At 47.1% G+C, this 19,367-nt stretch carries 22 protein-coding genes, 2 tRNA genes and 1 other annotated feature; of the genes, 17 read left to right on the top strand and 7 right to left on the bottom strand.

Annotated elements, in window-relative coordinates; all coding sequences use genetic code 11:
• Window positions 1-177 precede the first annotated feature (177 nt).
• A complete protein-coding gene (locus QUA74_RS23310) occupies window positions 178-438 on the top strand; it encodes a hypothetical protein (RefSeq protein WP_333333916.1) in 261 nt (86 codons plus the stop codon).
• 63 nt (window positions 439-501) lie between these two features.
• Here the strand turns inward: QUA74_RS23310 and QUA74_RS23305 are convergent, their stop codons facing one another.
• Window positions 502-1,875, bottom strand: a complete 1,374-nt coding sequence (locus tag QUA74_RS23305; protein WP_333333914.1) for an inorganic phosphate transporter — start codon at window positions 1,873-1,875, stop codon at window positions 502-504.
• A gap of 67 nt (window positions 1,876-1,942) precedes the next feature.
• Between QUA74_RS23305 and rplS the strand changes: the two genes are divergently transcribed.
• Together rplS and QUA74_RS23295 are read left to right on the top strand one after the other, a co-directional pair.
• Window positions 1,943-2,326: a 50S ribosomal protein L19 gene (gene rplS / locus QUA74_RS23300; protein WP_333047681.1), complete on the top strand. Its 384-nt coding sequence runs from the start codon at window positions 1,943-1,945 to the stop codon at window positions 2,324-2,326.
• 133 nt (window positions 2,327-2,459) lie between these two features.
• Window positions 2,460-2,532, top strand: a tRNA-Trp gene (locus tag QUA74_RS23295).
• A gap of 58 nt (window positions 2,533-2,590) precedes the next feature.
• On the opposite strand, the gene QUA74_RS23290 is transcribed toward QUA74_RS23295, so the two are convergent.
• Window positions 2,591-2,785, bottom strand: a complete 195-nt coding sequence (locus tag QUA74_RS23290) for a hypothetical protein (RefSeq protein ID WP_333333912.1) — start codon at window positions 2,783-2,785, stop codon at window positions 2,591-2,593.
• 78 nt (window positions 2,786-2,863) lie between these two features.
• Here QUA74_RS23290 and secE point away from each other — a divergent pair, with 78 nt between their 5' ends.
• The 6 genes from secE to rplL all read left to right on the top strand — a co-directional run bounded on the left by secE (window position 2,864) and on the right by rplL (window position 6,563).
• The gene (gene secE / locus QUA74_RS23285; RefSeq protein ID WP_333333910.1) at window positions 2,864-3,097 is read left to right on the top strand and encodes a preprotein translocase subunit SecE; all 234 of its coding nucleotides are present in this window, start codon (window positions 2,864-2,866) and stop codon (window positions 3,095-3,097) included.
• Entirely contained in the window at window positions 3,094-3,732 is a 639-nt protein-coding gene (gene nusG, locus QUA74_RS23280) for a transcription termination/antitermination protein NusG (protein WP_333253475.1), read from the top strand. Before secE ends, nusG begins: the two co-directional genes overlap by 4 nt.
• Window positions 3,733-3,735: 3 nt before the next feature.
• Complete coding sequence (gene rplK / locus QUA74_RS23275; protein ID WP_006635588.1) at window positions 3,736-4,161, top strand: 50S ribosomal protein L11; 426 nt, start codon at window positions 3,736-3,738, stop codon at window positions 4,159-4,161.
• Window positions 4,162-4,384: 223 nt separating this feature from the next.
• Window positions 4,385-5,098, top strand: a complete 714-nt coding sequence (gene rplA, locus QUA74_RS23270) for a 50S ribosomal protein L1 (RefSeq protein WP_333333908.1) — start codon at window positions 4,385-4,387, stop codon at window positions 5,096-5,098.
• Between the two features lie 109 nt (window positions 5,099-5,207).
• Window positions 5,208-5,380, top strand: a sequence feature (ribosomal protein L10 leader region).
• A 29-nt stretch (window positions 5,381-5,409) separates the two neighbouring features.
• Window positions 5,410-6,036, top strand: coding sequence for a 50S ribosomal protein L10 (rplJ, locus tag QUA74_RS23265; RefSeq protein WP_333333906.1), 627 nt, complete (start codon window positions 5,410-5,412; stop codon window positions 6,034-6,036).
• 137 nt (window positions 6,037-6,173) lie between these two features.
• A complete protein-coding gene (gene rplL, locus QUA74_RS23260; protein WP_333333904.1) occupies window positions 6,174-6,563 on the top strand; it encodes a 50S ribosomal protein L7/L12 in 390 nt (129 codons plus the stop codon).
• 296 nt (window positions 6,564-6,859) lie between these two features.
• Here rplL and QUA74_RS23255 read toward each other — a convergent pair whose 3' ends face one another.
• The 4 genes from QUA74_RS23255 to QUA74_RS23240 form a co-directional block, all read right to left on the bottom strand.
• The gene (locus QUA74_RS23255; RefSeq protein WP_333333902.1) at window positions 6,860-8,470 is read right to left on the bottom strand and encodes an FAD-dependent oxidoreductase; all 1,611 of its coding nucleotides are present in this window, start codon (window positions 8,468-8,470) and stop codon (window positions 6,860-6,862) included.
• Between the two features lie 180 nt (window positions 8,471-8,650).
• Entirely contained in the window at window positions 8,651-9,820 is a 1,170-nt protein-coding gene (locus tag QUA74_RS23250) for a ribbon-helix-helix protein, CopG family (protein ID WP_333333900.1), read from the bottom strand.
• A gap of 231 nt (window positions 9,821-10,051) precedes the next feature.
• Window positions 10,052-10,708, bottom strand: coding sequence for a HEAT repeat domain-containing protein (locus tag QUA74_RS23245; protein WP_333333898.1), 657 nt, complete (start codon window positions 10,706-10,708; stop codon window positions 10,052-10,054).
• A gap of 550 nt (window positions 10,709-11,258) precedes the next feature.
• Window positions 11,259-12,161 (bottom strand): phosphodiester glycosidase family protein, encoded by a 903-nt coding sequence (locus QUA74_RS23240; RefSeq protein ID WP_333333896.1) that lies wholly within the window; start codon window positions 12,159-12,161, stop codon window positions 11,259-11,261.
• A gap of 71 nt (window positions 12,162-12,232) precedes the next feature.
• Between QUA74_RS23240 and QUA74_RS23235 the strand changes: the two genes are divergently transcribed.
• Window positions 12,233-13,039: a pentapeptide repeat-containing protein gene (locus tag QUA74_RS23235; protein WP_333333894.1), complete on the top strand. Its 807-nt coding sequence runs from the start codon at window positions 12,233-12,235 to the stop codon at window positions 13,037-13,039.
• A 259-nt stretch (window positions 13,040-13,298) separates the two neighbouring features.
• Here the strand turns inward: QUA74_RS23235 and QUA74_RS23230 are convergent.
• A tRNA-Ser gene (locus QUA74_RS23230) sits at window positions 13,299-13,383 on the bottom strand.
• Between the two features lie 207 nt (window positions 13,384-13,590).
• Here QUA74_RS23230 and QUA74_RS23225 point away from each other — a divergent pair.
• The 7 genes from QUA74_RS23225 to QUA74_RS23195 all read left to right on the top strand — a co-directional run bounded on the left by QUA74_RS23225 (window position 13,591) and on the right by QUA74_RS23195 (window position 19,304).
• A complete protein-coding gene (locus QUA74_RS23225; protein WP_242721298.1) occupies window positions 13,591-13,959 on the top strand; it encodes a 2Fe-2S iron-sulfur cluster-binding protein in 369 nt (122 codons plus the stop codon).
• 34 nt (window positions 13,960-13,993) lie between these two features.
• The gene (locus QUA74_RS23220; protein ID WP_333333892.1) at window positions 13,994-14,509 is read left to right on the top strand and encodes a thermonuclease family protein; all 516 of its coding nucleotides are present in this window, start codon (window positions 13,994-13,996) and stop codon (window positions 14,507-14,509) included.
• A 237-nt stretch (window positions 14,510-14,746) separates the two neighbouring features.
• Window positions 14,747-15,562, top strand: a complete 816-nt coding sequence (locus tag QUA74_RS23215) for an inositol monophosphatase family protein (protein ID WP_333333889.1) — start codon at window positions 14,747-14,749, stop codon at window positions 15,560-15,562.
• 101 nt (window positions 15,563-15,663) lie between these two features.
• Window positions 15,664-16,587, top strand: coding sequence for a DnaJ domain-containing protein (locus QUA74_RS23210; protein ID WP_333333887.1), 924 nt, complete (start codon window positions 15,664-15,666; stop codon window positions 16,585-16,587).
• A 299-nt stretch (window positions 16,588-16,886) separates the two neighbouring features.
• Window positions 16,887-18,122 carry an ATP phosphoribosyltransferase regulatory subunit gene (locus tag QUA74_RS23205; protein ID WP_333333885.1) on the top strand — a complete coding sequence of 412 codons (1,236 nt, stop codon included), beginning with the start codon at window positions 16,887-16,889 and terminating at the stop codon, window positions 18,120-18,122.
• A 144-nt stretch (window positions 18,123-18,266) separates the two neighbouring features.
• Window positions 18,267-18,494, top strand: coding sequence for a ferredoxin family protein (locus tag QUA74_RS23200; RefSeq protein ID WP_333333884.1), 228 nt, complete (start codon window positions 18,267-18,269; stop codon window positions 18,492-18,494).
• 330 nt (window positions 18,495-18,824) lie between these two features.
• Window positions 18,825-19,304 carry a M67 family metallopeptidase gene (locus QUA74_RS23195; RefSeq protein ID WP_333333882.1) on the top strand — a complete coding sequence of 160 codons (480 nt, stop codon included), beginning with the start codon at window positions 18,825-18,827 and terminating at the stop codon, window positions 19,302-19,304.
• The last annotated feature ends 63 nt before the right edge of the window (window positions 19,305-19,367 follow it).

Raw genomic sequence — 19,367 nt, 5'->3', positions numbered from 1 at the left:
TCGAATGCAGGAACCTCGCTCTGTCTTGAAAGCTAAACTGCGGGCGTGATTAAGCCTTTTTCAGTGCCATTGGACTAAAGTCCTCAGAATTTTATGAGACTCAAGGGACAGGGCATTGCCGTCTCCCTACTGTACTGGAATACGCTTTATCACGCTTGTAGTTAGGATGTCAAAAAATTGCGATCGCCCGAAGAACACTTTTTGCAACTAGAAATCATCATGCAGCGCCACGCCGCAGCACTCGAAGCTGAAGTCAGAGCTTTGCAAGCCGCTGACGAAACCGCCCAGTGGCCTCCTGACTGGAAGCGTTGCTATAATTGGCGTTTCGCTAAAATTTTCGCTTCAGTGAAGATTTTTCGCAACTGGGCTGCAGATGCTGCGGCTTGGAAGTTTTTGCCTTCGCGAGTTTATCCCAACCGAGGCAATCAGAAGGATTAGTCCGGTGACAGTGGACTGTTGACTGTTGACTGTTCTGAAATGCCTCAATCTAAAATCTAAAATCTAAAATTGCCCAATGGATTGCGCGATGCTGAAGATGATAGCAGCCAAACCTGCTGCGATCGGAATTGTCACCAACCAAGCCGAACCAATTGACAGCAAAGTTTGCAAGCGTACTGTTTTCCAAGCTTTGATCAGCCCGACTCCGACGACTGCACCGACTAAAGCGTGGGATGTGGAAACTGGCAAACCGAAGCGGGATGCTAGCAAGACTGTGGTGGCTGTGGCTAATTCCGCGCAAAATCCGCCGCTGGGTTGGAGTTCGATGATCTTTTCGCCGACTGTGGCAATTACATTTTTGCCCCAGATGGTTAAACCGATGACTATTCCTGCCCCTCCGACGACTAAAATCCACAGGGGAACGCTGAAATCCCCTGAGGGAAAGGAACCTGTGCGCCGGATGTAGGCGATCGCAGCTAGGGGAGCAACTGCATTTCCTACGTCGTTGGAACCGTGGGCAAATGCTACAAAACAGGCGCTCAAGACTTGAAATCTCGCCATTTGTTGCTCGATGGGAGAGTGACGGAGTTTCGGAGTGGCGGAGGAGTTTGTACTTGGGCCGAATCCCTTATCCCCTCTTCCTTCTTCCTTCTTCCTTCTTTCTTCTTCCTTCTCAACGGATTCTAATTTTTTCCAACTATTGAGTGTGAGGGCCATCGCAGCTATTGCCCCGATGCCAATGACAATATCGTGAATTGGAAGATTCCACCCAAATCTATCCTGCGCCGCGGCGATCGCCCCTGTCTGCACCAAAGCGACATTCACAACAGACGGCAGTACAATTACCCCAAATACGCTCAGCAGTGCTGCACTCAGCCAAGGTATCCACTCGCGCATTTGAGATAGAGGATCTGGCCGATCGAGAATCGAATACTTCACCACACTGTAAAATAGCGCGGCTAAAGCACCGCTAGCAAAAGGTGTCGCCACCCATGTTAGGGAGATGGTGCCGATGGTTCGCCAATCCACTGCATTAATTCCGGCTGCAACACAGCTAAAACCCGCGATCGCGCCCACCACTGCATGGGATGAAGAAACGGGCAAACCTCGACTGGTAGCGATTTGCAGCCATATCCCGCAAGCTATCAGCACTGACACCATCCCGATTAAAAATACTTGCGGTTTGGCCGCGAACACTTCTGCATTCACAACTCCTGTTGCCAGAGTTTCGGAAACTCCTTGCCCAAACAGCACTGCGCCGGAAAACTCGAGTATGCCTGCAACAATTATTGCCTGCCGCAGCGTTAGCGCCTTAGAGCCTACGGATGTCCCCATCGAGTTAGCGACATCGTTTGCCCCCAAGTTGGCGGCGACGTACAAGGCCAGTGCCGCCATTGCCCCTAGTTGCAGAAATACGACTCCAGAGGTATCTAACATAGAAATTTTTTGACATAAAACGGGCATTTCGATATATGATAAGGGATTGTGAGTTTTGGTAAATCCCATGAAAGGCGCAGAAATAATCCGTTCAATCGAGACGGCAGAAATAAATAGAGTCAAGGTAGAACTCAGCAAAGTTCTCCCCGAAATTTACGTCGGCGACACAGTGCGAGTCGGCGTGAGAATTAAAGAGGGTAACAAAGAACGGGTTCAGCCCTACGAAGGGACTGTGATTGCCATGCGTAACGGCGGGATTAATGAAACAATCACGGTCCGTCGCGTGTTTCAGGGCGTCGGAGTGGAACGGGTGTTTTTGATTCACTCGCCCCGCATCGCCACGATCCAAGTGATGCGCCGCGGGAAAGTTCGCAGAGCAAAACTTTACTACCTGCGCGATCGGGTGGGCAAAGCTACTCGCGTCAAACAACGGTTCGATCGCTCCCTGTAGGAATGCACCCAGCTTCCCCTTGGTTCATGATTCATGGGAAATTGAGAAATTTCAAAAAAAGTTTTCCATTTATGAGCGCACTGTGTTAAAATAGAAATCTAGGGGTTAAGCGAGTTTCAGCAACCTCACCTGTGCGCTCTTAGTTCAGTTGGTAGAACGCAGGTCTCCAAAACCTGATGTCGGGGGTTCAAGTCCTCCAGGGCGCGCTGAATCACCAAACTTTAAATTCTGCCCGAAAGCGCCCGGATTATTGGCTGGCAACAGTCAAAACCGCAAACTTTCGGGTAGAATTAATTTTTGTGGGCGGTTCGCAAAAAATGCCATCAACAAATGCTCGGTGTGGCTTCTTGATCGTCGGTTTCGGCGATCGGCAATTACATCGTTGAAGGGTTGGGCTTGTAAAAAAGTGATGGCTTTGGATTTGAGATTTTGGACTTGGGCGTAAGTGGTTAGTGTCAAAAAATCTGAGAGCCGCGGGCCACTCACACCATCTAAAATCTAAAATCTAAAATCTAAAATCGCAAGGGGGATTCAATCGTGGCGAAAAAAGACGAAGCTCAAGAAACTCAAGAAATAACGGCGTCTGGGTTTAATCCTGCGGGTTTTTTTAAGGAAACTAGAGAAGAACTCGACAAAGTGGTTTGGCCAAGCCGGCAGCAGCTAATCAGCGAGTCTTTGGCCGTGCTTTTGATGGTAATCCTCTCAGCAAGCCTGATCTATTTTGTGGATAATTTCTTTAACTGGGGCGCGGGAAAGGTGTTTGGGCCATGACTTTTGCATCAGAAGAATCTGAGTATTCCACAGAAGCGACGGGACAGGCAGCATCGCCAGAGGTGCCGGAGATTGATGCTCGCTGGTATGCTGTTCAAGTTGCCTCTGGCTGCGAAAAGCGGGTGAAGGCCAACTTGGATCAGCGGATTCAAACTTTGGATGTTGCCGATCGCATCGTTCAAGTCGAAATTCCGCAAACTCCGGCGATCAAAGTCGGCAAAGACGGTTCCAGGCGGCAGTCAGATGAAAAAATCTTTCCCGGCTACGTACTCATCCGTATGTTTATGGACGAGGATACGTGGCAGGTGATCAAGAATACCCCGAATGTAATTAATTTTGTCGGGGCAGAGCAGAAACGCCGCTACGGGCGCGGCAGGGGTCACGTCAAACCGCTACCTCTGAGTCATTCGGAAGTAGAACGGATCTTCAGAAACGCTCAGGAATCAGAACCAGTTGTCAAAGTATCGATGTCTACGGGAGACCACGTTGTGGTACTTTCCGGGCCATTTAAGGATTTTGAAGGTGATGTGATTGAAGTTAGCCCGGAACGAAACAAGCTCAAAGTTTTACTCTCGATTTTTGGGCGCGATACGCCTGTAGAATTGGAGTTCAATCAGGTTCAGAAACAGAACTAACTAATGGCAAAGAAAGTTGTTGCAGTAATTAAGTTGGCGATTACGGCGGGAAAAGCCAACCCAGCTCCTCCGATCGGCCCAGCCTTGGGTCAGCACGGCGTCAATATTATGATGTTTTGCAAGGAGTACAATGCTAGAACCGCAGACCAAGCGGGTCTAGTGGTTCCGGTAGAAATTTCGGTTTTTGAAGACCGCAGTTTTACGTTTATTCTCAAAACCCCGCCGGCGTCGGTTTTGATCCAAAAAGCCGCTGGCATTGCTAAAGGTTCGGGAGAACCTAACCGCAAGCAAGTAGGGACGATTACACAGGCTCAGTTGCGAGAAATCGCTGAAACCAAAATGCCTGACCTCAATGCTAATGATGTTGAGGCTGCTATGAAAATTGTGGCAGGAACGGCTAAAAATATGGGCGTGGCGATCGCTGATTGAAGTCAGTTGTCAGTTGACAGTTGGCAGTTGTCAGTAATTCAGGATTTTGAAGGTCAAATCTTCAATCTAAAATCCAAAATCCAAAATCCAAAATCGATCGGTTCAGGGGGAGAAGCAAAGCTTCGCTAGTAACCGAAAACTGATAGATTTTAAGATTGTCCGATAGGTTCAATCTAAAATCTAAAATCTAAAATCTAAAATCGACTGACCCCAGGAGATAACAATGGCAAAGAAAGTATCGCGAAGACTGCAAGAACTTCAAAAGAAAGTTGAAGACAGACCTTATCTACCACTGGAAGCTCTGCAACTTTTGAAAGAAACAGCAACCGCTAAGTTTGGCGAAGCTGCTGAAGCTCACATCCGTTTGGGAATTGACCCGAAATATACTGACCAACAGTTGCGGACAACTGTATCGCTACCAAAAGGAACTGGTCAAGTAGTCAGAATTGCGGTGATTGCTAAGGGCGAAAAAGTTAAAGAAGCTCTGAATGCCGGCGCGGATATTGCTGGTTCTGAAGAGTTGATCGATGAAATTCAGAAGGGCATGATGGACTTCGATTGCCTGATTGCTACCCCAGACGTGATGCCGTTGGTGGCAAAATTGGGTCGCTTGTTGGGCCCGCGTGGTTTGATGCCTTCTCCGAAAGGTGGCACGGTGACGACTGACCTTGCTCAGGCGATCAACGAGTTTAAAGGTGGTAAACTAGAATTCCGTGCCGATCGAACTGGCATCGTTCATGTTATGTTTGGCAAGGCAGCTTTCTCAGCGGAAGATTTGCTGGTCAACCTTCATGCTTTGCAAGAAACAGTTGACCGCAACCGTCCTTCTGGTGCTAAAGGTCGCTACTGGCGCAGTTTGTACGTATCCGCAACAATGGGCCCGTCGATTGAAGTCGATATCAGTGCCCTGCGCGATACCAAACTTGATGCTGCGTAGAAAGAATTAAGCAGAAGGCAGAAGGTAAAAGACAGCTTCGGCTGTCTGTGTAAATCTCTCACAAGACTTACGCTAGACCCTTGCTAATGTCTGCCTTCTGATGATAGCCTAATCAAAAATCAATAAGCTGAAGACCGCAGGTGCCGATCGCTTAATTTCCTGCCGAGGCTGAAGAAATAAAAACTCAAGACTCAAAGATTAGAAATTTTCTATTTTTAATTCTGACTTGTTAATTTTTAATTCTCTGCCCCGGCTCGAAGGTCGGGGTTTTTGACGGGCAATTTTCGATCCTAAAAGGAGGTGAAATAAGTATGGGCAAAACTTTAGCAGTAAAAAATGAGATTATTGCAGACCTCAAGCAAACCTTGAGCGAATCTCAATTGGCGATCGTGATTGACTACACGGGCTTAACTGTTGCTGAAATCACAGATTTGCGTCGGCGTTTGCGTCCGAAAGGCAGCAGTTGCCAAGTAGCAAAAAACACGCTGATGCGAATTGCGGTTGAAGGCAACGAAACCTGGCAGCCGATACAAGAATTGCTAACAGGTACGTCGGCGTTTCTGTTCGTGCAAGAAGATATTGGCGGCGCGATTAAAGCTTACCAAGAATTCCAAAAAGTCTCTAAGAAGACTGAACTTCGCGGCGGCGTGATGGAAGGACGGGTGCTGAAAGAAGCTGATGTTAAAGCATTAGCTGATCTGCCGTCGAAAGAACAACTCATGGCTCAAATTGCTGGCGCTATCAACGGTGTCGCAACCAAGTTGGCTGTGGGTATCAATCAAGTTCCTACTTCGATCGCTCGCGGTCTTAAAGCTTATGCTGAAAAAGACGGCGATTCAGCAGCAGTAGAAGCAGAAGCACCAGCACAAGCTGAAGCAGAAGCACCAGCACAAGCTGAAGCAGAAGCACCAGCAGAAGCTGAAAGCACATCTGCGTAAGTCATTAGTAATTAGTCACGAGTCAAGAGTTGTTAGTTTTGAGAAACAAACTCATGACTGGAGACGAGAAACTCATAATTAATGAGCAATCCACAATCCACAATCCACAATCTACAATCGAACTAGGAGTTCAAAAAATGTCTACTGCAACTGATGAAATCTTGGACAAACTTAAGTCTTTGACTTTGCTCGAAGCATCTGAATTGGTCAAGCAAATTGAAGAAGCTTTCGGCGTCAGCGCTGCTGCTCCTGTAGGCGGCATGATGATGATGGGCGGCCCTGCTGCTGCTGCTGCTGAACCAGTAGAAGAGCAAACCGAGTTTACTGTCATGCTGGAAGAAGTTCCTGCTGACAAGAAAATCGCAATTCTGAAGGAAGTCCGCGCCATTACTGGTCTGGGTCTGAAGGAAGCAAAAGACTTGGTAGAAGCCGCACCGAAGGCAGTTAAGGAAGCTATTGCTAAGGAAGCTGCTGAAGAAATGAAGAAACAGCTTGAAGCTGTGGGCGCAAAGATTTCTATCAAGTAGTCAGAGAATGTAGTTGACAGGTTGAAACCTGTCGCTATGAAACCTCAGTTTGCTGGTGCAGACTGAGGTTTTTTCGGTTAATTTGATATCAGGTTTGTAGAGGACTAAAGTCCTCAGCTTTTTGGAGGACTTTAGTCTTCTACAAACCTATAGCGGTTATTTTACCGAACACGATCAGCTCTTGGACATCTAAATTGTCTTTTTGGGCGGGCGAGACGCCCAACCCCTACTCCCCACAAGAATTTCATCAAACTTGACTATAAGATTTAGATGCGGCTGGGCTGATTACCCAATCATCAAAATTCTGCTTCCATTTGCCGCACTACTGTTAAAGCAGAATAGGAAACACCGGCAGTTCCTTCTCCCGGATGGGTGGAGTCGCCCACTAACCACAAGTTTTTAATTGGTGTGCGGTTGGCAAATCCGAAGGGCCCGAAGGTTGGTATTCGCTGGCCGAGGCCACCCACAACGCCTCTATCTCTCGCTGTGTAGCGGGCAAAGGTGCGGGGTGTGGCGGCTTCTTGGTGTACGATCGACTCTGGCGTCAAATTGAAATATTCGCTCAAACGGGCGATCGCCCCTGCGGTATATTTTTGCTTCAATCCTTCATAATCAGCCGAATTCCACCACATTCGAGTATCGGTAAATGACGAAGCGATAATTGTCGCCATGCCTTTTGGTGCTCGGCCATCACCCGGATGGCTGACAGAAACAAATAATGAATTATTCTCCCCAATCTCGCCGTCGTAATCGTAGAGAAACTGAAGGTGCGGCGGACAATTTTCTGGAATTGCGCTTTCATGTACTCCCAAATATATCACGAAAGCACCGGATGCGGGCGGCAATTTATCTACTCGATATTTGTAGCCTGCCATTTGATTTGGGAGTTGGTTTTTTGTCTTTGAAGTCTTTGATTTAACGGATAAATTCTCTGTTAAATTTCCGACAATCTGCTCGCTTGACAACAATTTTACTAAATTTTGCGCGGTCACGTTGGCAACAATGCGATCGGCAGTTTCTGTCCAAACTTCGCCGCTTTTTTGATTGCGAATCACTGTACCGGTGGCTTTGCCGTTGGCGGTGACAATACTTTCAACTGTGTGTCGCAACAGGACTTTGCCGCCGTAGAGTTCGATCGCCCCTACAAGTTGATCGCTCAATACCTGCATACTTCCTTGTAGATGATACAATCCCTGCGGCGCTTGCGAAACTCCTAAAGCCGTTGCCGCGTAAAGTAGCGCCGTTTCTTCGGTATCAACTTGAGAATACAATTTTAACTGCAAATCCAGAAAAGTTTTCAAGCGCAAATTGTCGCCCAGCCCACAAAGCCGCAAAGCATCTCCCACTGTCATAAAAGTGAAAGGCAAAGTAATTAGAGTATCGGGCCGAACAGCTTGAATTAATTGCCAGAAATCCCATAAGTTTCTGGGCGGTAAAACTGGATCGCGCCCCTGAAAGTTCCAGCTAGCTTTGAACAATGCAGACAATAATTGCCAAAAAGCTTCGCTTCCAGGAAACTGCCGCTGCCTTTCTTCCTGCCACTTTTGCGGATCTCGCCACACGCTAATCGGTGTGGTTTCTCCTGGCAAAAACACTGCACAAGCGGGATCGCAGGGTGTGGCAGCAGGAAGTTCTATGTCTAATTCTGAGAAAATTCGGTGGTGAATGCCTCCAGGTTCCAATCCTGCAACCTGCGTGGCCCCGACATCGAAGGTAAAGCCTTTGCGTTTGAAGGTGGAAGCGCATCCTCCGGGGACGATCGCCTGGTCTAAGACTAGCACTTTATATCCTCTGCGGGCTAGCAGGGCGGCTGCTGTGAGCCCGCCGATTCCGCCTCCAATTACCGTGACGCGGCCCTTAGTGTCTGCTGGACTGGATTTGCCCAAAGGGGTGCGATCGCCTGTCATAAATTTATTTATTGTAATATTTCTTAATAGTATGCTCATATTTTGCAATAAAAAGCTCTTGTAGCGACAGGTTGAAATCTATCGCTACAAGAGGAAGGAGGCCGAGTTTAGAGGACGTTTTAGGGGTAAAGTGCTCCGGGTGCACCCGGAGCGTTAGAGTGTGGCGTGCTGATGAGAGAATCAGGAACGGCGCCACTTGTTGAGATAAGCTTCGCCAATCCCAGCCACAGCCTGCATTTGAGCTAGCTGTTCCCGTAAAGCTTTGATGGTTCTTAGCTGTTCTTGAGACTGTTGCTGCAAAGCGTCGTAATTTCGCTGTATCGCCGCACTCTGGCTCAATTGATTTTCTAGAGAGTGCAACTTGGTTAGTTGAACTTGGAAGTCGCCGATCGCACTTGACTTTTCTGCTAACTCGTGCTGCAAAGATTCGTAACTCGACTTCGACACGCTTTCCTGGAATTGGTTTTCGAGATTTTGCTTTTCGGTGGCGAATTGCTGCTGCAAAGATTCCAGAGCACTAGATTTTTCGGCTAGCTGTTGCTGAAACTCGTGTTCCCGGTGTTCTCTTTCGGCGAATTGCTGCTGCAAAGATTCCAGAGCACCGGATTTTTCGGCGAATTGCTGCTGCAAAGATTCCAGAGCACTAGATTTTTCGGCTAGCTGTTGCTGAAACTCGGGTTCCCGGTGTTCTCTTTCGGCGAATTGCTGCTGCAAAGAAGCGATCAAACTTTCGCGTTCACTCAACTGCTGATGTAAACTTTCGTAACTTGACTTCGCTACTGTTTCGGCTAATTGGCTTTCGAGATTTTGCTTTTCGGTAGCTAATTGCTGCTGCAAAGAAGCGATCGAACTTTCGCGTTCACTCAACTGCTGCTGTAAACTTTCGTAACTTGACTTTGCTACTGTTTCCTGCTGTTGGCTTTCGAGATTTTGCTTTTCGGTAGCGAGTTGCTGCTGCAAAGAAGCGATCGAACTTTCGCGTTCACTCAACTGCTGCTGTAAACTTTCGTAACTTTCTTGCAGCGGATTTGGCTGTACGCTCACCGAGTCCGATAGAGTTTCTGCCGTTACAGCGTCATTAATTTCGCTTTCTTCGGCTGTTTCCCCTTGCAAGTCGGGGGCCTCTACCTCCGTTTCTTCACCTTTTTTCCAAGTGACAGTAACTTCCGTCTTGTCCTTAGAAATATCCAGAGCGCCTTGTGCCAAGCGTTCTAGGAGTTCCGACCTTGATATTCCGAGCTTGCGAGCGATCACATTTAATCGATCGGCACTAGAAGAAGTCAGCGAAAGTCCGACTTTGACTTTACTTTCTGAATTGGAACTAACTACATTGCGATTTTTTTTGACCATTGGCATTTTCCTCATGCCAACCTACACTTATTAGTATAGTGGCTGAAGCTTGTATTAAAATTAATTCTTGTTACTTACCAATTGTGCCAGCTTGCGTTCCCAATTTAACAAAAAGCCGTGAATGTATTCTTCGATCCATTCCTCCCCCTAGAACCGCCTGAACATTTCCTGACCAGGGGTTTTTTCGGCAAGATACCGCAGATAGCGCAGTCGAGCTTGTAAGCCGTTGTTTTAAAGCGAAGCTTCCAAAGTCGCACCTGCAACCCGATGATCTCGATCTTTTGCCAAATAGCTCACAGCAGCGCCAGCTTGAGGATTGTCAAATTTGCTCAGCGCGCGAGCAACTCGCAGCCGAATTCCCCAGTTATCCGAACTTACTAGAGGTAATAATTGCTGCAATGCCTGTTCTTGCTTCGGGGTATTTGCCAGCAGACCCAATCCGTCAATTGCTGCTTCCTGAACTGGTAAATCTTCGCCGCCAAGACCGATCGCACAAATGTCAAATACTTCATCAGGACACTGCATTTCGTACAGCGGAGCCATGATACTGCGGCGGACGAGCCAATTGTCATCGCGGCGAAAAGCTTCCACTAAATGAGAAATTGCCTCGGTTCCGAACCTTGACAAAGAGTTAGCGGCTTCTGCTCGCACGTTCGGATCGCGATCGAACTGCATCATTTTTAACAGCGCGGCAAAAGCTTCCGCAGTTTGAATCTGCCGCAATCCCATCGCCACACACGATCGCACGATAAACTCCTGATCGTCCACTTTGCTCAGCAACATCGGTAGCGCCACCGCAGAATCGCACTTTCTCAGAGCCGTTACCCCCCGCAGCCTCTCTTGAGAATCCGAACTTTGCAGCGCTGCTTGGATTTCGCTAATTTTCATAAGCCAATTATATATTTTTGTTACGTTTCTTTACAATTTTAGCAAAAATTCCCGGATTTTGGGCAGATTAAAAAAAATTCAGTGATTAGATTATGTCTGCAAATTTAGAGCCTCAAACTTCAACACCCGCTAGTCCTAAATATGTAATGATTCGTTATAATGGTGAATAAAAACCACAAGGCTCCCATATAATTTTTTATAAAAAGTTTAGTTGTTTATAACTAACCTCGAAATCCGTTATCTTAACTTATTATTAAACCGTTCAATGGTTAATTAACGCTGGGTTTAATATCAAATTCGGCGATTTAAATTAGTGCTAAACAAACAAAATTTTAGCCGAGAGTGACAAATAAAAATATCGGGTATTTAAGCAAAATTTGGTAGTAATCTGTGCAATACGTGCCCTCTTTATTTGAGTCAGCGGAGGCATAGTTTGTTTGTATATAAGTGGTTTTAAGCGCTGAGTGTTTACAATTAGCGGCTTGGGTGCCGGGGACAATATAATCACTTTTAACCTCTATTATCTGAGATAAAAATGCAATTTTTACCCCTAATTATCCCGCGCATAAAATCCCAAATGATTGGAAAGTGGACGTTCCTGCATGGGGATTTTATTCTGAATCGGAGCATTCAACAGTTTCGCTCCTGACGGCGATTCTACTGCAAAAGTTACCGACCCGCCGCCATCTAAATTTAGCACGGTCTCGGCTCCTAACTGCATCGAAATCTCAGTTATTTCGCTCAACTTCAGCCCTTCACTGTAAAGCCTCTGCTTGCCGTCTACCAGAATTAACCACAACTTGTCGCCTGTTTTGTCGATCGCCGCCACTGCACGGGGATATGGTTTATCCTGTTTGCGTTCTTCCTGACTTTGTGCGACGGGTTTGCCATTTTTTACCAGCAAATTATCTCCGGCAACTGCATAGGCTTTTCCCGCAGAACAAGTGCCGTTTTCGATTATTTGAGCGCGGTTTTTGGCATCAAAACAAAGGGCGGGAAAGCCTGGATCTGGTTGAGAATAAGCTTGGTTTTTGGCAATGGCCTGTCCGACATTATTTACTCGATCGCCACTGCGGGGATAGTAATCCCAAGGTGCTTTCTCGATGCAGGGATAAAAAAAATTGCCGTTGACTGCTAATTGCAATTTAAATTCTTTCAGGAATTCAGTAGCGGTGCGGGCATTGGTTTCTGTTAAATCGGGTGTTGGGTTTCCGGGAGTGACAAAAATTCCTATTCCCGGCGCTTTTAGGTCGATGCTAACAATGTGAATTAGGGTGGGACGCGGATTAGTCCGAAATTCCCTGCGGTAGGCTATTCCTTGAAAGAGCGATCGGGCTTCGCTTGTTTGTTCGGGACGCAAAAAGTAGGGAATGTTATAGAGTAGTATTGGTGCGAGCAATATTCCGAGACCGAGAATCTGCCAAATTTGTTTAATAGTGGGCCGATAAGTCATACCATTTTAGATTTGAGGTTGGGGACGGAAACACGGACTGATTTATATATTTTCCAGCATCCTCTACTAATATGAAGTATTCGGATTCCAATAATTTTAGCAATCAAGATTTACGAAATCGATCGTTCCAAGGACAAGTTATTAACGGTGCTGATTTCAGCGGTGCGGATGTTCGAGGCTGCAATTTTAGAAATGCTCAGTTAGCGGGTGCGAATTTTATGGGTGCGAAAATCGGGATTTCTCGGCGACAGATAGCTGTTTTGAGTGGTGGGGCGATCGCGATTTGTTTGGTTGTGGGCGATGTTCTGACTCGACTGATTTTGGGAACCCAAGGACAAGTACCGGACTCTCCCAGTTGGCCTTTTGTTGTGTTGCTGTACGGGGTTTTGAGCGCTGCTGGTTTAGCATCGGCGATCGCCAGCAAACAGCCAAAAACCTCAAAAGCGGGTAGATTGGCACGAACAATTTCTGCTATTCTATCAGGAGCTTTGTTGGGATTTTTCTATGCTGGCACTGCAACTAATAATAATTCCCAGGCTGCTATTGCTGGAATGGCGATCGGCGGGGTGTTAATGTTTTTTGTGAATTCCCGGATTCGTAGCCAATTTGCACAGGTTGCGATCGCATCGGCTGGAAGTGTGGCGACTTACGCAGCGGCTTTTTTGTTCAGTGCAACGGCGAGCGCTTTTCTGAGCACTCACAAACTGTTTTGGGGTATGTGTTTCGGTTTGCTCTCGCTGCTGTATCTTTGGTTTGCGTTTGTGTCTTTCTCCGCTATTGTTCGAGAGATTGGAAATGCTGAGGGTACTTCGTTCAGAGGGGCAAATCTCGCTGATGCTAAGTTCGATATAAATTACCTCTATAGCAATCCTAAATGAGTCATAAATTTTTTACCCCACCCCAACCCTCCCCGAACCCGCGGGGAGGAAGTAAGAAATTCACAAATGATTTAGGATTTCTATATATCTGGGCGTTTATTCTCGGTTCGATCGCCCGTAATTTACACTCAAACATTGAAAAGCGAGATCCCTTGATTTTTCTAAAAGAATTCAAGGGATCTCGCTATAATCAAAGTATTTATCTCTGATCACAGATTTTGTTTGCAAGCTGTTTTTTTTGCCTAAACAGCTTGTTTAACGGAGAGGGAGGGATTCGAACCCTCGTTAAGTTGCCCTAAACACACTTTCCAGGCGTGCGCCTTCAACCGCTCGGCCACCTCTCCAGGGCTAAATTAATTCATTTAGCCACAGCTAAACTATCTTAGCAGAACAAATCTGATTTGGGAAGGGGTAACGGCATAAATTTGCTGTTTAATATGGGTAGGGTGTGAAACGGGCAGGCTTGGGTTCTCCTTCCGGGGTCGCAAACCCATTCATTTCAAGGATCTTGCCCCGCCAACCCCTATCTAAAATCTAAAATCTAAAATTCCATGACTAACTCTTACACAATTAAAATTCATAACAGACAGACAGGCGATCGCCACACCGTGCGAGTACCCGAAGACCGCTACATCCTCCAAAGCGCCGAAAACCAAGGAGTAGAATTGCCATTTTCCTGCCGCAACGGCGCTTGTACCGCCTGTGCGGTGCGCGTCAAGTCGGGGGAACTGCACCAGCCAGAAGCAATGGGGCTTTCTGTGGAACTGCAAAAAGAAGGTTATGCCCTGCTGTGCGTCAGCTATCCCCGTTCCAACATCGAGGTAGAGACACAAGACGAAGACGAAGTGTACGAACTGCAATTCGGTCGTTACTTCGGCAAAGGTAAAGTTAAAGCCGGTTTGCCGTTGGATGAAGAATAAGGCAATTTGATAAATAATCAACTACCAATTATCCATGCTTTATCGGTTATTTGCGATCGCCCTTTGTCTGTTGTTAGCTAGCTGCCAAAAACCAGAAACGCCCCAAGGTACGATCGCCAAAGTAGAAAGGGCCATCAGCGGGCAAACAATCGAAGTTATCAGTACAGCCAACAAAATAGCCTTATTAGAACAAATCAGGCTAATTGGTATTGATGCGCCGGATTTAAAACAGCAGCCTTGGGGAGAAGCAGCCAAACAAAGACTAGAACAGCTAATTGGGGGAAAACAGGTATTGTTAGAATCAGACATCGAAGAGAAAGACCAGTTCGATCGCAAACTAGCCTACTTGTGGCAAGATAAAAATTTGCTCAACGAACAGCTAGTCAAAGAAGGTTATGCCCTGGCCTCAGTGCGATCGCCCAACACCAAATATCAGCAGCGACTCATCAACGCTCAAGAATGGGCGAGACTCATGGGTAAAGGCTTGTGGAATCCAGAACGAGCTTTGCGCCAAACTCCCGCAGAATTTCGCCAGCAAAATCGGAAATAGTCAGTAGTCAGTAGTCATTAGTCATTAGTCAATGACTAAAAACTCCTCAGTTATAACTAACAACTAATGAGCAATGATTTCATTCTTCCCTTTTCCCTCTTCCCTCTTCCCTCTTCCTTCGTGTCCTAGCGCTTACGCGCCGCTTCGCTAACGCGTCTTCGCGGTTCGTACTTCCTCTTCCTTCTTCCTTCTTCCTTCTTCCTTCTTCCTTCTGCCTTCTGCTAAAACAACTAACAAATGACTGACAATCAACTGCAAAACTTCTTAGAAATAGCCACCGAAGCAGCCCTAGCCGCCGGTTCCGTCCTGCAATCTTTCTGCGGAAAATTAGAAAAAATTCAAGAAAAAGGTCGATCGGGCGATTTAGTCACAGAAGCCGACAAAGCCTCTGAAGCGGTTATCTTAGAAATTCTCGGCCGCCACGTAGCCGACCACGCCATCCTCGCCGAAGAATCCGGCAAATTAGGGGATGCTAGCAGCAAATACCTGTGGGCGATCGACCCTTTGGACGGCACAACCAATTATGCTCACCAATATCCTTTTTGGGCCGTGTCGATCGGACTTTTAATCGACGGCATACCACAAATTGGAGTAATTTACGACCCTTTTCATAACGAATTATTTCGGGCAGGCAAAGGATTGGGAGCAACCTGCAACCGATCACCGATCAAAGTTTCCCAAATCCCAGAATTGAGAACCAGCTTGCTAGTCACTGGCTTTGCATACGATCGGCGCGAAACAGCAGACAATAATTATGCCGAATTCTGTCATCTCACCCACCTCACCCAAGGCGTGCGGCGCAGCGGTTCCGCATCCCTAGACCTCGCACACCTCGCGATGGGGCGATCGGACGGATACTGGGAACGGGGACTCGCGCCTTGGGACGTAGCAGCCGGTGTAGTCATCGTCTCCGAAGCCGGAGGTCAAATTACAGCTTATGACGGTAGTGGCTTTGAGATGAACTCAGGTCGGATTTTGGCCACAAACGGCAAAATACACGCCGAACTCAGCAGCGCACTGCTAGCAGTTCCTCCCTTATCTTCTTGGAAGTAGCGCCTCCGAGCAATAGATCGGGGGTAGTACGGGGGTCACAACCCCTTGACTCAAGCTACATTAAAGAATAGTGAAAAGCCAGGAAAGGAAGAGTAAAAGTTATGTCTTTTGAAATGACAAAAGGGCTGTTCAAGTATGATTTTACAGATCAGCACGCAATTTTGGGAATTCCCTTAGACGCCGAGTTTAACGACATCCGCAAGCGCTACATGAAAATCGCCCGCCGGTTGCATTCGGATACTTGCTCTTTTGAAAGCCAAGCCGATAAAGATTGGGCTAACCAATTTTTGTCAAAAGTAGTCAATCCTGCCTACAACAAATTCTCTAAGGAAAGCGATCGCAAAGAATACAGCCTGCTATTAGCAGCCATCGGCAAGCGCGTCGTTAAAGAACAGGCAAAAATGCAAATTGAAAGCGCAGCAGCCAAACAGTTAGCTACCGCTCAAAATTGGGAAGAAGCTTACAAAACAGCAGTTAGCAAACTCGCTCTCAAGCAGTACGAATCAGTTAAGGAAACGCAAGAGGCGATCGATCAAATTAGCGAACTCAACATGGTTTACCTGCTGCGAAAAGAGCGCATGGGTGGTGGTGCGGTTGCACCCGGTTCATCCATAAAAGATGGAACCCCAATAAAAGATGCAACCCCAACCCCAACTCCAACTCCAACCCCAACCCCAACCCCAACTCCACCTCCGCGTCCAGACTCGCAGGCCGAACCCTATTGCCGCCGAGCTCAAGGATTTATGGACAGCAAAAATTACGCTAAAGCAAGTTTGGAGTTGAGGGAAGGCCTGAAGCGCGATCCAAAACACAGCAAGACCCACGGTATGTTAGCAATGTGTTACCTTGAACAAAATCAAGCCACAATGGCAAAACTTGAGATGAACAAAGCTTTGGCATCAAATCCTGAAGAACCGACGGCTTTGGAGGTTAAGAAAAAGCTGGAACAAGCTTCCGCCAAAGCCAAAAAAGGTGATGATAAACCAGGATTTTTTGCAAGTTTGTTTGGCGGCAAGAAGAAGTGAGAAGTTGTGAGTTGTGAGTCTTGGATATTGAGAAAGTGGTGAACTGCACAGCAGTCGAGTGAGATCGAGTAAAAAAATCAATACTTGGTGACACCTTAATTTGTTAAAGTCGAATGTTAAGCTTGCCTGGTTCGACTTTAACACCGTCCCCTAAAGCCTAGGGCGTGTTTTCAAACTCTTCGGTAGGTTGGGCCCGTGGAACGAACCCAACCTACAATTTAAGGCAATTCTGGGTTTGAGAACACGCCCTAAGCTTTTAAGCCCAATCTAAAATCTAAAGTCTAAAATCTAAAATTGATATGGTTCACCAACCCCCATCCGGCGCAAGAGATTTATTGCCCCTTGACGTTGCTCAAAAAATTTCGATCGAACGGCGCTTACAGCAGGTTTTTCACCGCTGGGGCTATCACCGGATTATTACCTCTACTCTAGAAAGGCTGGAAACTTTGATGGCTGGGGGCGCGATCGACCGATCGACCTTAATTCAACTGCAAGACGCCGAGGATGGAGAACTTGGTTTGCGGCCGGAATTGACAGCATCCATCGCCCGCGCGGCTGCAATGCGGATGGCCGGGACTCGCTGGCAGCCTCAGCGCCTCTACTACAACGCTAACGTGTTCCGCAAAGGCCCAGATACTGGCTCAGGCGGGCAACAGGAGTTCTATCAAGCTGGGGTAGAGCTCCTCGGCGCGGGGGGGACGGTTGCGGATGCGGAAGTGCTGCTGCTGCTGTCTGAGTGCTTGCAGAGCTTGGAAATTGATGAGTGGCATTTGGTTTTGGGAGAAGCGGGCTTGACAGCAACATTGCTAGAACCGTTTCCGCCAAACGTGCGCCAAAAAGTTCGGGGGGCGATCGCCAATCTCGATCGAATTGCCTTGGAAACTTTGCCGCTGTCAACCGAATTGCGAGAAAGAGCACTGCTATTATTTGACTTGCGCGGCCGCCCAGAAGATGTGTTGCCAATTGTTGCCAAACTAGATTTAGATTTGCCGCAGCAAGCCGCGTTAAATAATCTCAAATCGGCGATCGAATTGCTGCACCAATGCCAGTCAAAAATTCCCAATCTAAAATCCCACATTCACCTCGATTTGAGTTTAATTCAAACATTTGACTACTACACTGGAATTGTGTTTGAAGTTGTCAGCAGCAGCAAGACAGGACAGCGAGTTTTAGGACAAGGGGGACGCTACGACCAACTGTTGGGACTGTTCGACCCCCAAGGGCAAAATTCCCCCGGCATCGGGTTTTGTCTGAATATTGAAGATTTGCACCAAGTTTTGCTGACCGAGGGGCAATTGCCCACGGAGACGCCAGCTAGCGAATGGTTGGTTGTGCCTCTAACTCCTGAAGCTGGGGCGGCGGCCTTTGATTATGCCCGCCAACTCCGAGAGTCTACTCACCTAGTTCGGGTAGAAATAGATTTGGAGAGTCGGGAGACGGAGGAGGCGGCGCGGGAATACGCGCGCGATCGACGAATTACTCAAATTGCTTGGGTAAATGCCGAAGGATTGCCAACAATTGAAACGGTAAATTAGGCGAATTGGTAAGTGGTAATTAGTAGTTGGTAATTGGTTAAAAATCACCAGATATGATATTATGTATCCTGCTGAGTGAGATCAGGTTTTGCCAATTACTAATTGCTAATTCCCGCTCTAAGTAAAATCTTTTGAGAGAACACTATGGCACACACTATTGTTACGAATATTTGCGAGGGAATTGCTGATTGCGTCGGTGCTTGTCCGGTTGCTTGCATTCACCCCGGCCCCGGCAAAAATGTCAAGGGTACTGATTGGTTTTGGATTGATTTTGATACCTGTATTGACTGCGGTATTTGTTTGCAGGTGTGTCCTGTCGAAGGTGCGATCGTTCCAGAGGAACGCCCTGAGTTGCAGCAAACTCCCTCTTGATTTCAATTGAGGGCTAGATAGCTACATTAACTAAGGGATAAGGTGCGCGCCAATAGCGCACCCTACATTCACTTTTTTTGCGAACCGCAGAGGGCGCAGAGGACACAGAGAAAAGGAGTGAGAAATATTGGAAAAATCTAACGTTTAGATCTGTAAGTGAGGTAATTAATTATGTTACTTTTTTGAGTTCTTTCTCTTGCCTTCTCTTGTCTTCCTACCCTTCGGGAACGGCTTCGCCGAACGTGTCCTTTGCGTCTTCGCGGTTCGTTTAAAAAAAAGCCCGATCGCACTTTAAAAAAAAAACTACAATAAAATCTACAATAAAATCCTATGCAGCCGATCGCACTTTCCGACTCTCAAATTTTATCCATCCGCACCCACGCCGAAAGCGCTTATCCTGAAGAATGCTGCGGTTTGTTGCTCGGTCGAGTTACTGGCGATGTTAAAACTGTGGTAGAAGTTTGGCCGACTGACAATGCTTGGAGTGTGGAAGCTGAGGAGAATTGGCCGGAACAAAAAGGATTGACAGAAACACGAAGATATGCTATAAAGCCCGAAGATATGTTGCGGGCGATGAAGCATGGGCGTGATCGCACTCTGGATATTATCGGTATATATCATTCTCACACGGATTGTCCCGCAGTGCCCTCAGAGTGCGATCGGACATTGGCCTGGGCCCAATACTCTTATATTATTGTCTCCGTCAGACAAGGCTGTTCAGAAGACATCCGCAGTTGGAGTCTTGACGGAGAGGGGAACTTTCAAGCAGAGGAAATTCGCCTAGTGGAACCGACTGAGATTAAGAAATAATTAGTAAAAATAACAAACAGGTAAAAATGCGAAAGATTCAGATAGGATGTAATTCAAAATCTG

The sequence above is a fragment of the Microcoleus sp. LAD1_D3 genome (assembly GCF_036702135.1).
Classification (GTDB): Bacteria; Cyanobacteriota; Cyanobacteriia; order Cyanobacteriales; family Microcoleaceae; genus Microcoleus.
This window is presented reverse-complemented; position numbering and strand designations above follow the sequence as displayed.

What these genes read in the sequence shown, in the direction of transcription:
- QUA74_RS23305 (WP_333333914.1), bottom strand. Translation starts at nt 1,875, where the DNA reads ATGTTAGATACCTCTGGAGTCGTATTTCTGCAACTAGGGGCAATGGCG.
- rplS (WP_333047681.1), top strand. Translation starts at nt 1,943, where the DNA reads ATGAAAGGCGCAGAAATAATCCGTTCAATCGAGACGGCAGAAATAAAT.
- nusG (WP_333253475.1), top strand. Translation starts at nt 3,094, where the DNA reads ATGACTTTTGCATCAGAAGAATCTGAGTATTCCACAGAAGCGACGGGA.
- rplK (WP_006635588.1), top strand. Translation starts at nt 3,736, where the DNA reads ATGGCAAAGAAAGTTGTTGCAGTAATTAAGTTGGCGATTACGGCGGGA.
- rplA (WP_333333908.1), top strand. Translation starts at nt 4,385, where the DNA reads ATGGCAAAGAAAGTATCGCGAAGACTGCAAGAACTTCAAAAGAAAGTT.
- rplJ (WP_333333906.1), top strand. Translation starts at nt 5,410, where the DNA reads ATGGGCAAAACTTTAGCAGTAAAAAATGAGATTATTGCAGACCTCAAG.
- rplL (WP_333333904.1), top strand. Translation starts at nt 6,174, where the DNA reads ATGTCTACTGCAACTGATGAAATCTTGGACAAACTTAAGTCTTTGACT.
- QUA74_RS23255 (WP_333333902.1), bottom strand. Translation starts at nt 8,470, where the DNA reads ATGACAGGCGATCGCACCCCTTTGGGCAAATCCAGTCCAGCAGACACT.
- QUA74_RS23250 (WP_333333900.1), bottom strand. Translation starts at nt 9,820, where the DNA reads ATGGTCAAAAAAAATCGCAATGTAGTTAGTTCCAATTCAGAAAGTAAA.
- QUA74_RS23245 (WP_333333898.1), bottom strand. Translation starts at nt 10,708, where the DNA reads ATGAAAATTAGCGAAATCCAAGCAGCGCTGCAAAGTTCGGATTCTCAA.
- QUA74_RS23240 (WP_333333896.1), bottom strand. Translation starts at nt 12,161, where the DNA reads ATGACTTATCGGCCCACTATTAAACAAATTTGGCAGATTCTCGGTCTC.
- QUA74_RS23235 (WP_333333894.1), top strand. Translation starts at nt 12,233, where the DNA reads ATGAAGTATTCGGATTCCAATAATTTTAGCAATCAAGATTTACGAAAT.
- QUA74_RS23225 (WP_242721298.1), top strand. Translation starts at nt 13,591, where the DNA reads ATGACTAACTCTTACACAATTAAAATTCATAACAGACAGACAGGCGAT.
- QUA74_RS23220 (WP_333333892.1), top strand. Translation starts at nt 13,994, where the DNA reads ATGCTTTATCGGTTATTTGCGATCGCCCTTTGTCTGTTGTTAGCTAGC.
- QUA74_RS23215 (WP_333333889.1), top strand. Translation starts at nt 14,747, where the DNA reads ATGACTGACAATCAACTGCAAAACTTCTTAGAAATAGCCACCGAAGCA.
- QUA74_RS23210 (WP_333333887.1), top strand. Translation starts at nt 15,664, where the DNA reads ATGTCTTTTGAAATGACAAAAGGGCTGTTCAAGTATGATTTTACAGAT.
- QUA74_RS23205 (WP_333333885.1), top strand. Translation starts at nt 16,887, where the DNA reads ATGGTTCACCAACCCCCATCCGGCGCAAGAGATTTATTGCCCCTTGAC.
- QUA74_RS23200 (WP_333333884.1), top strand. Translation starts at nt 18,267, where the DNA reads ATGGCACACACTATTGTTACGAATATTTGCGAGGGAATTGCTGATTGC.
- QUA74_RS23195 (WP_333333882.1), top strand. Translation starts at nt 18,825, where the DNA reads ATGCAGCCGATCGCACTTTCCGACTCTCAAATTTTATCCATCCGCACC.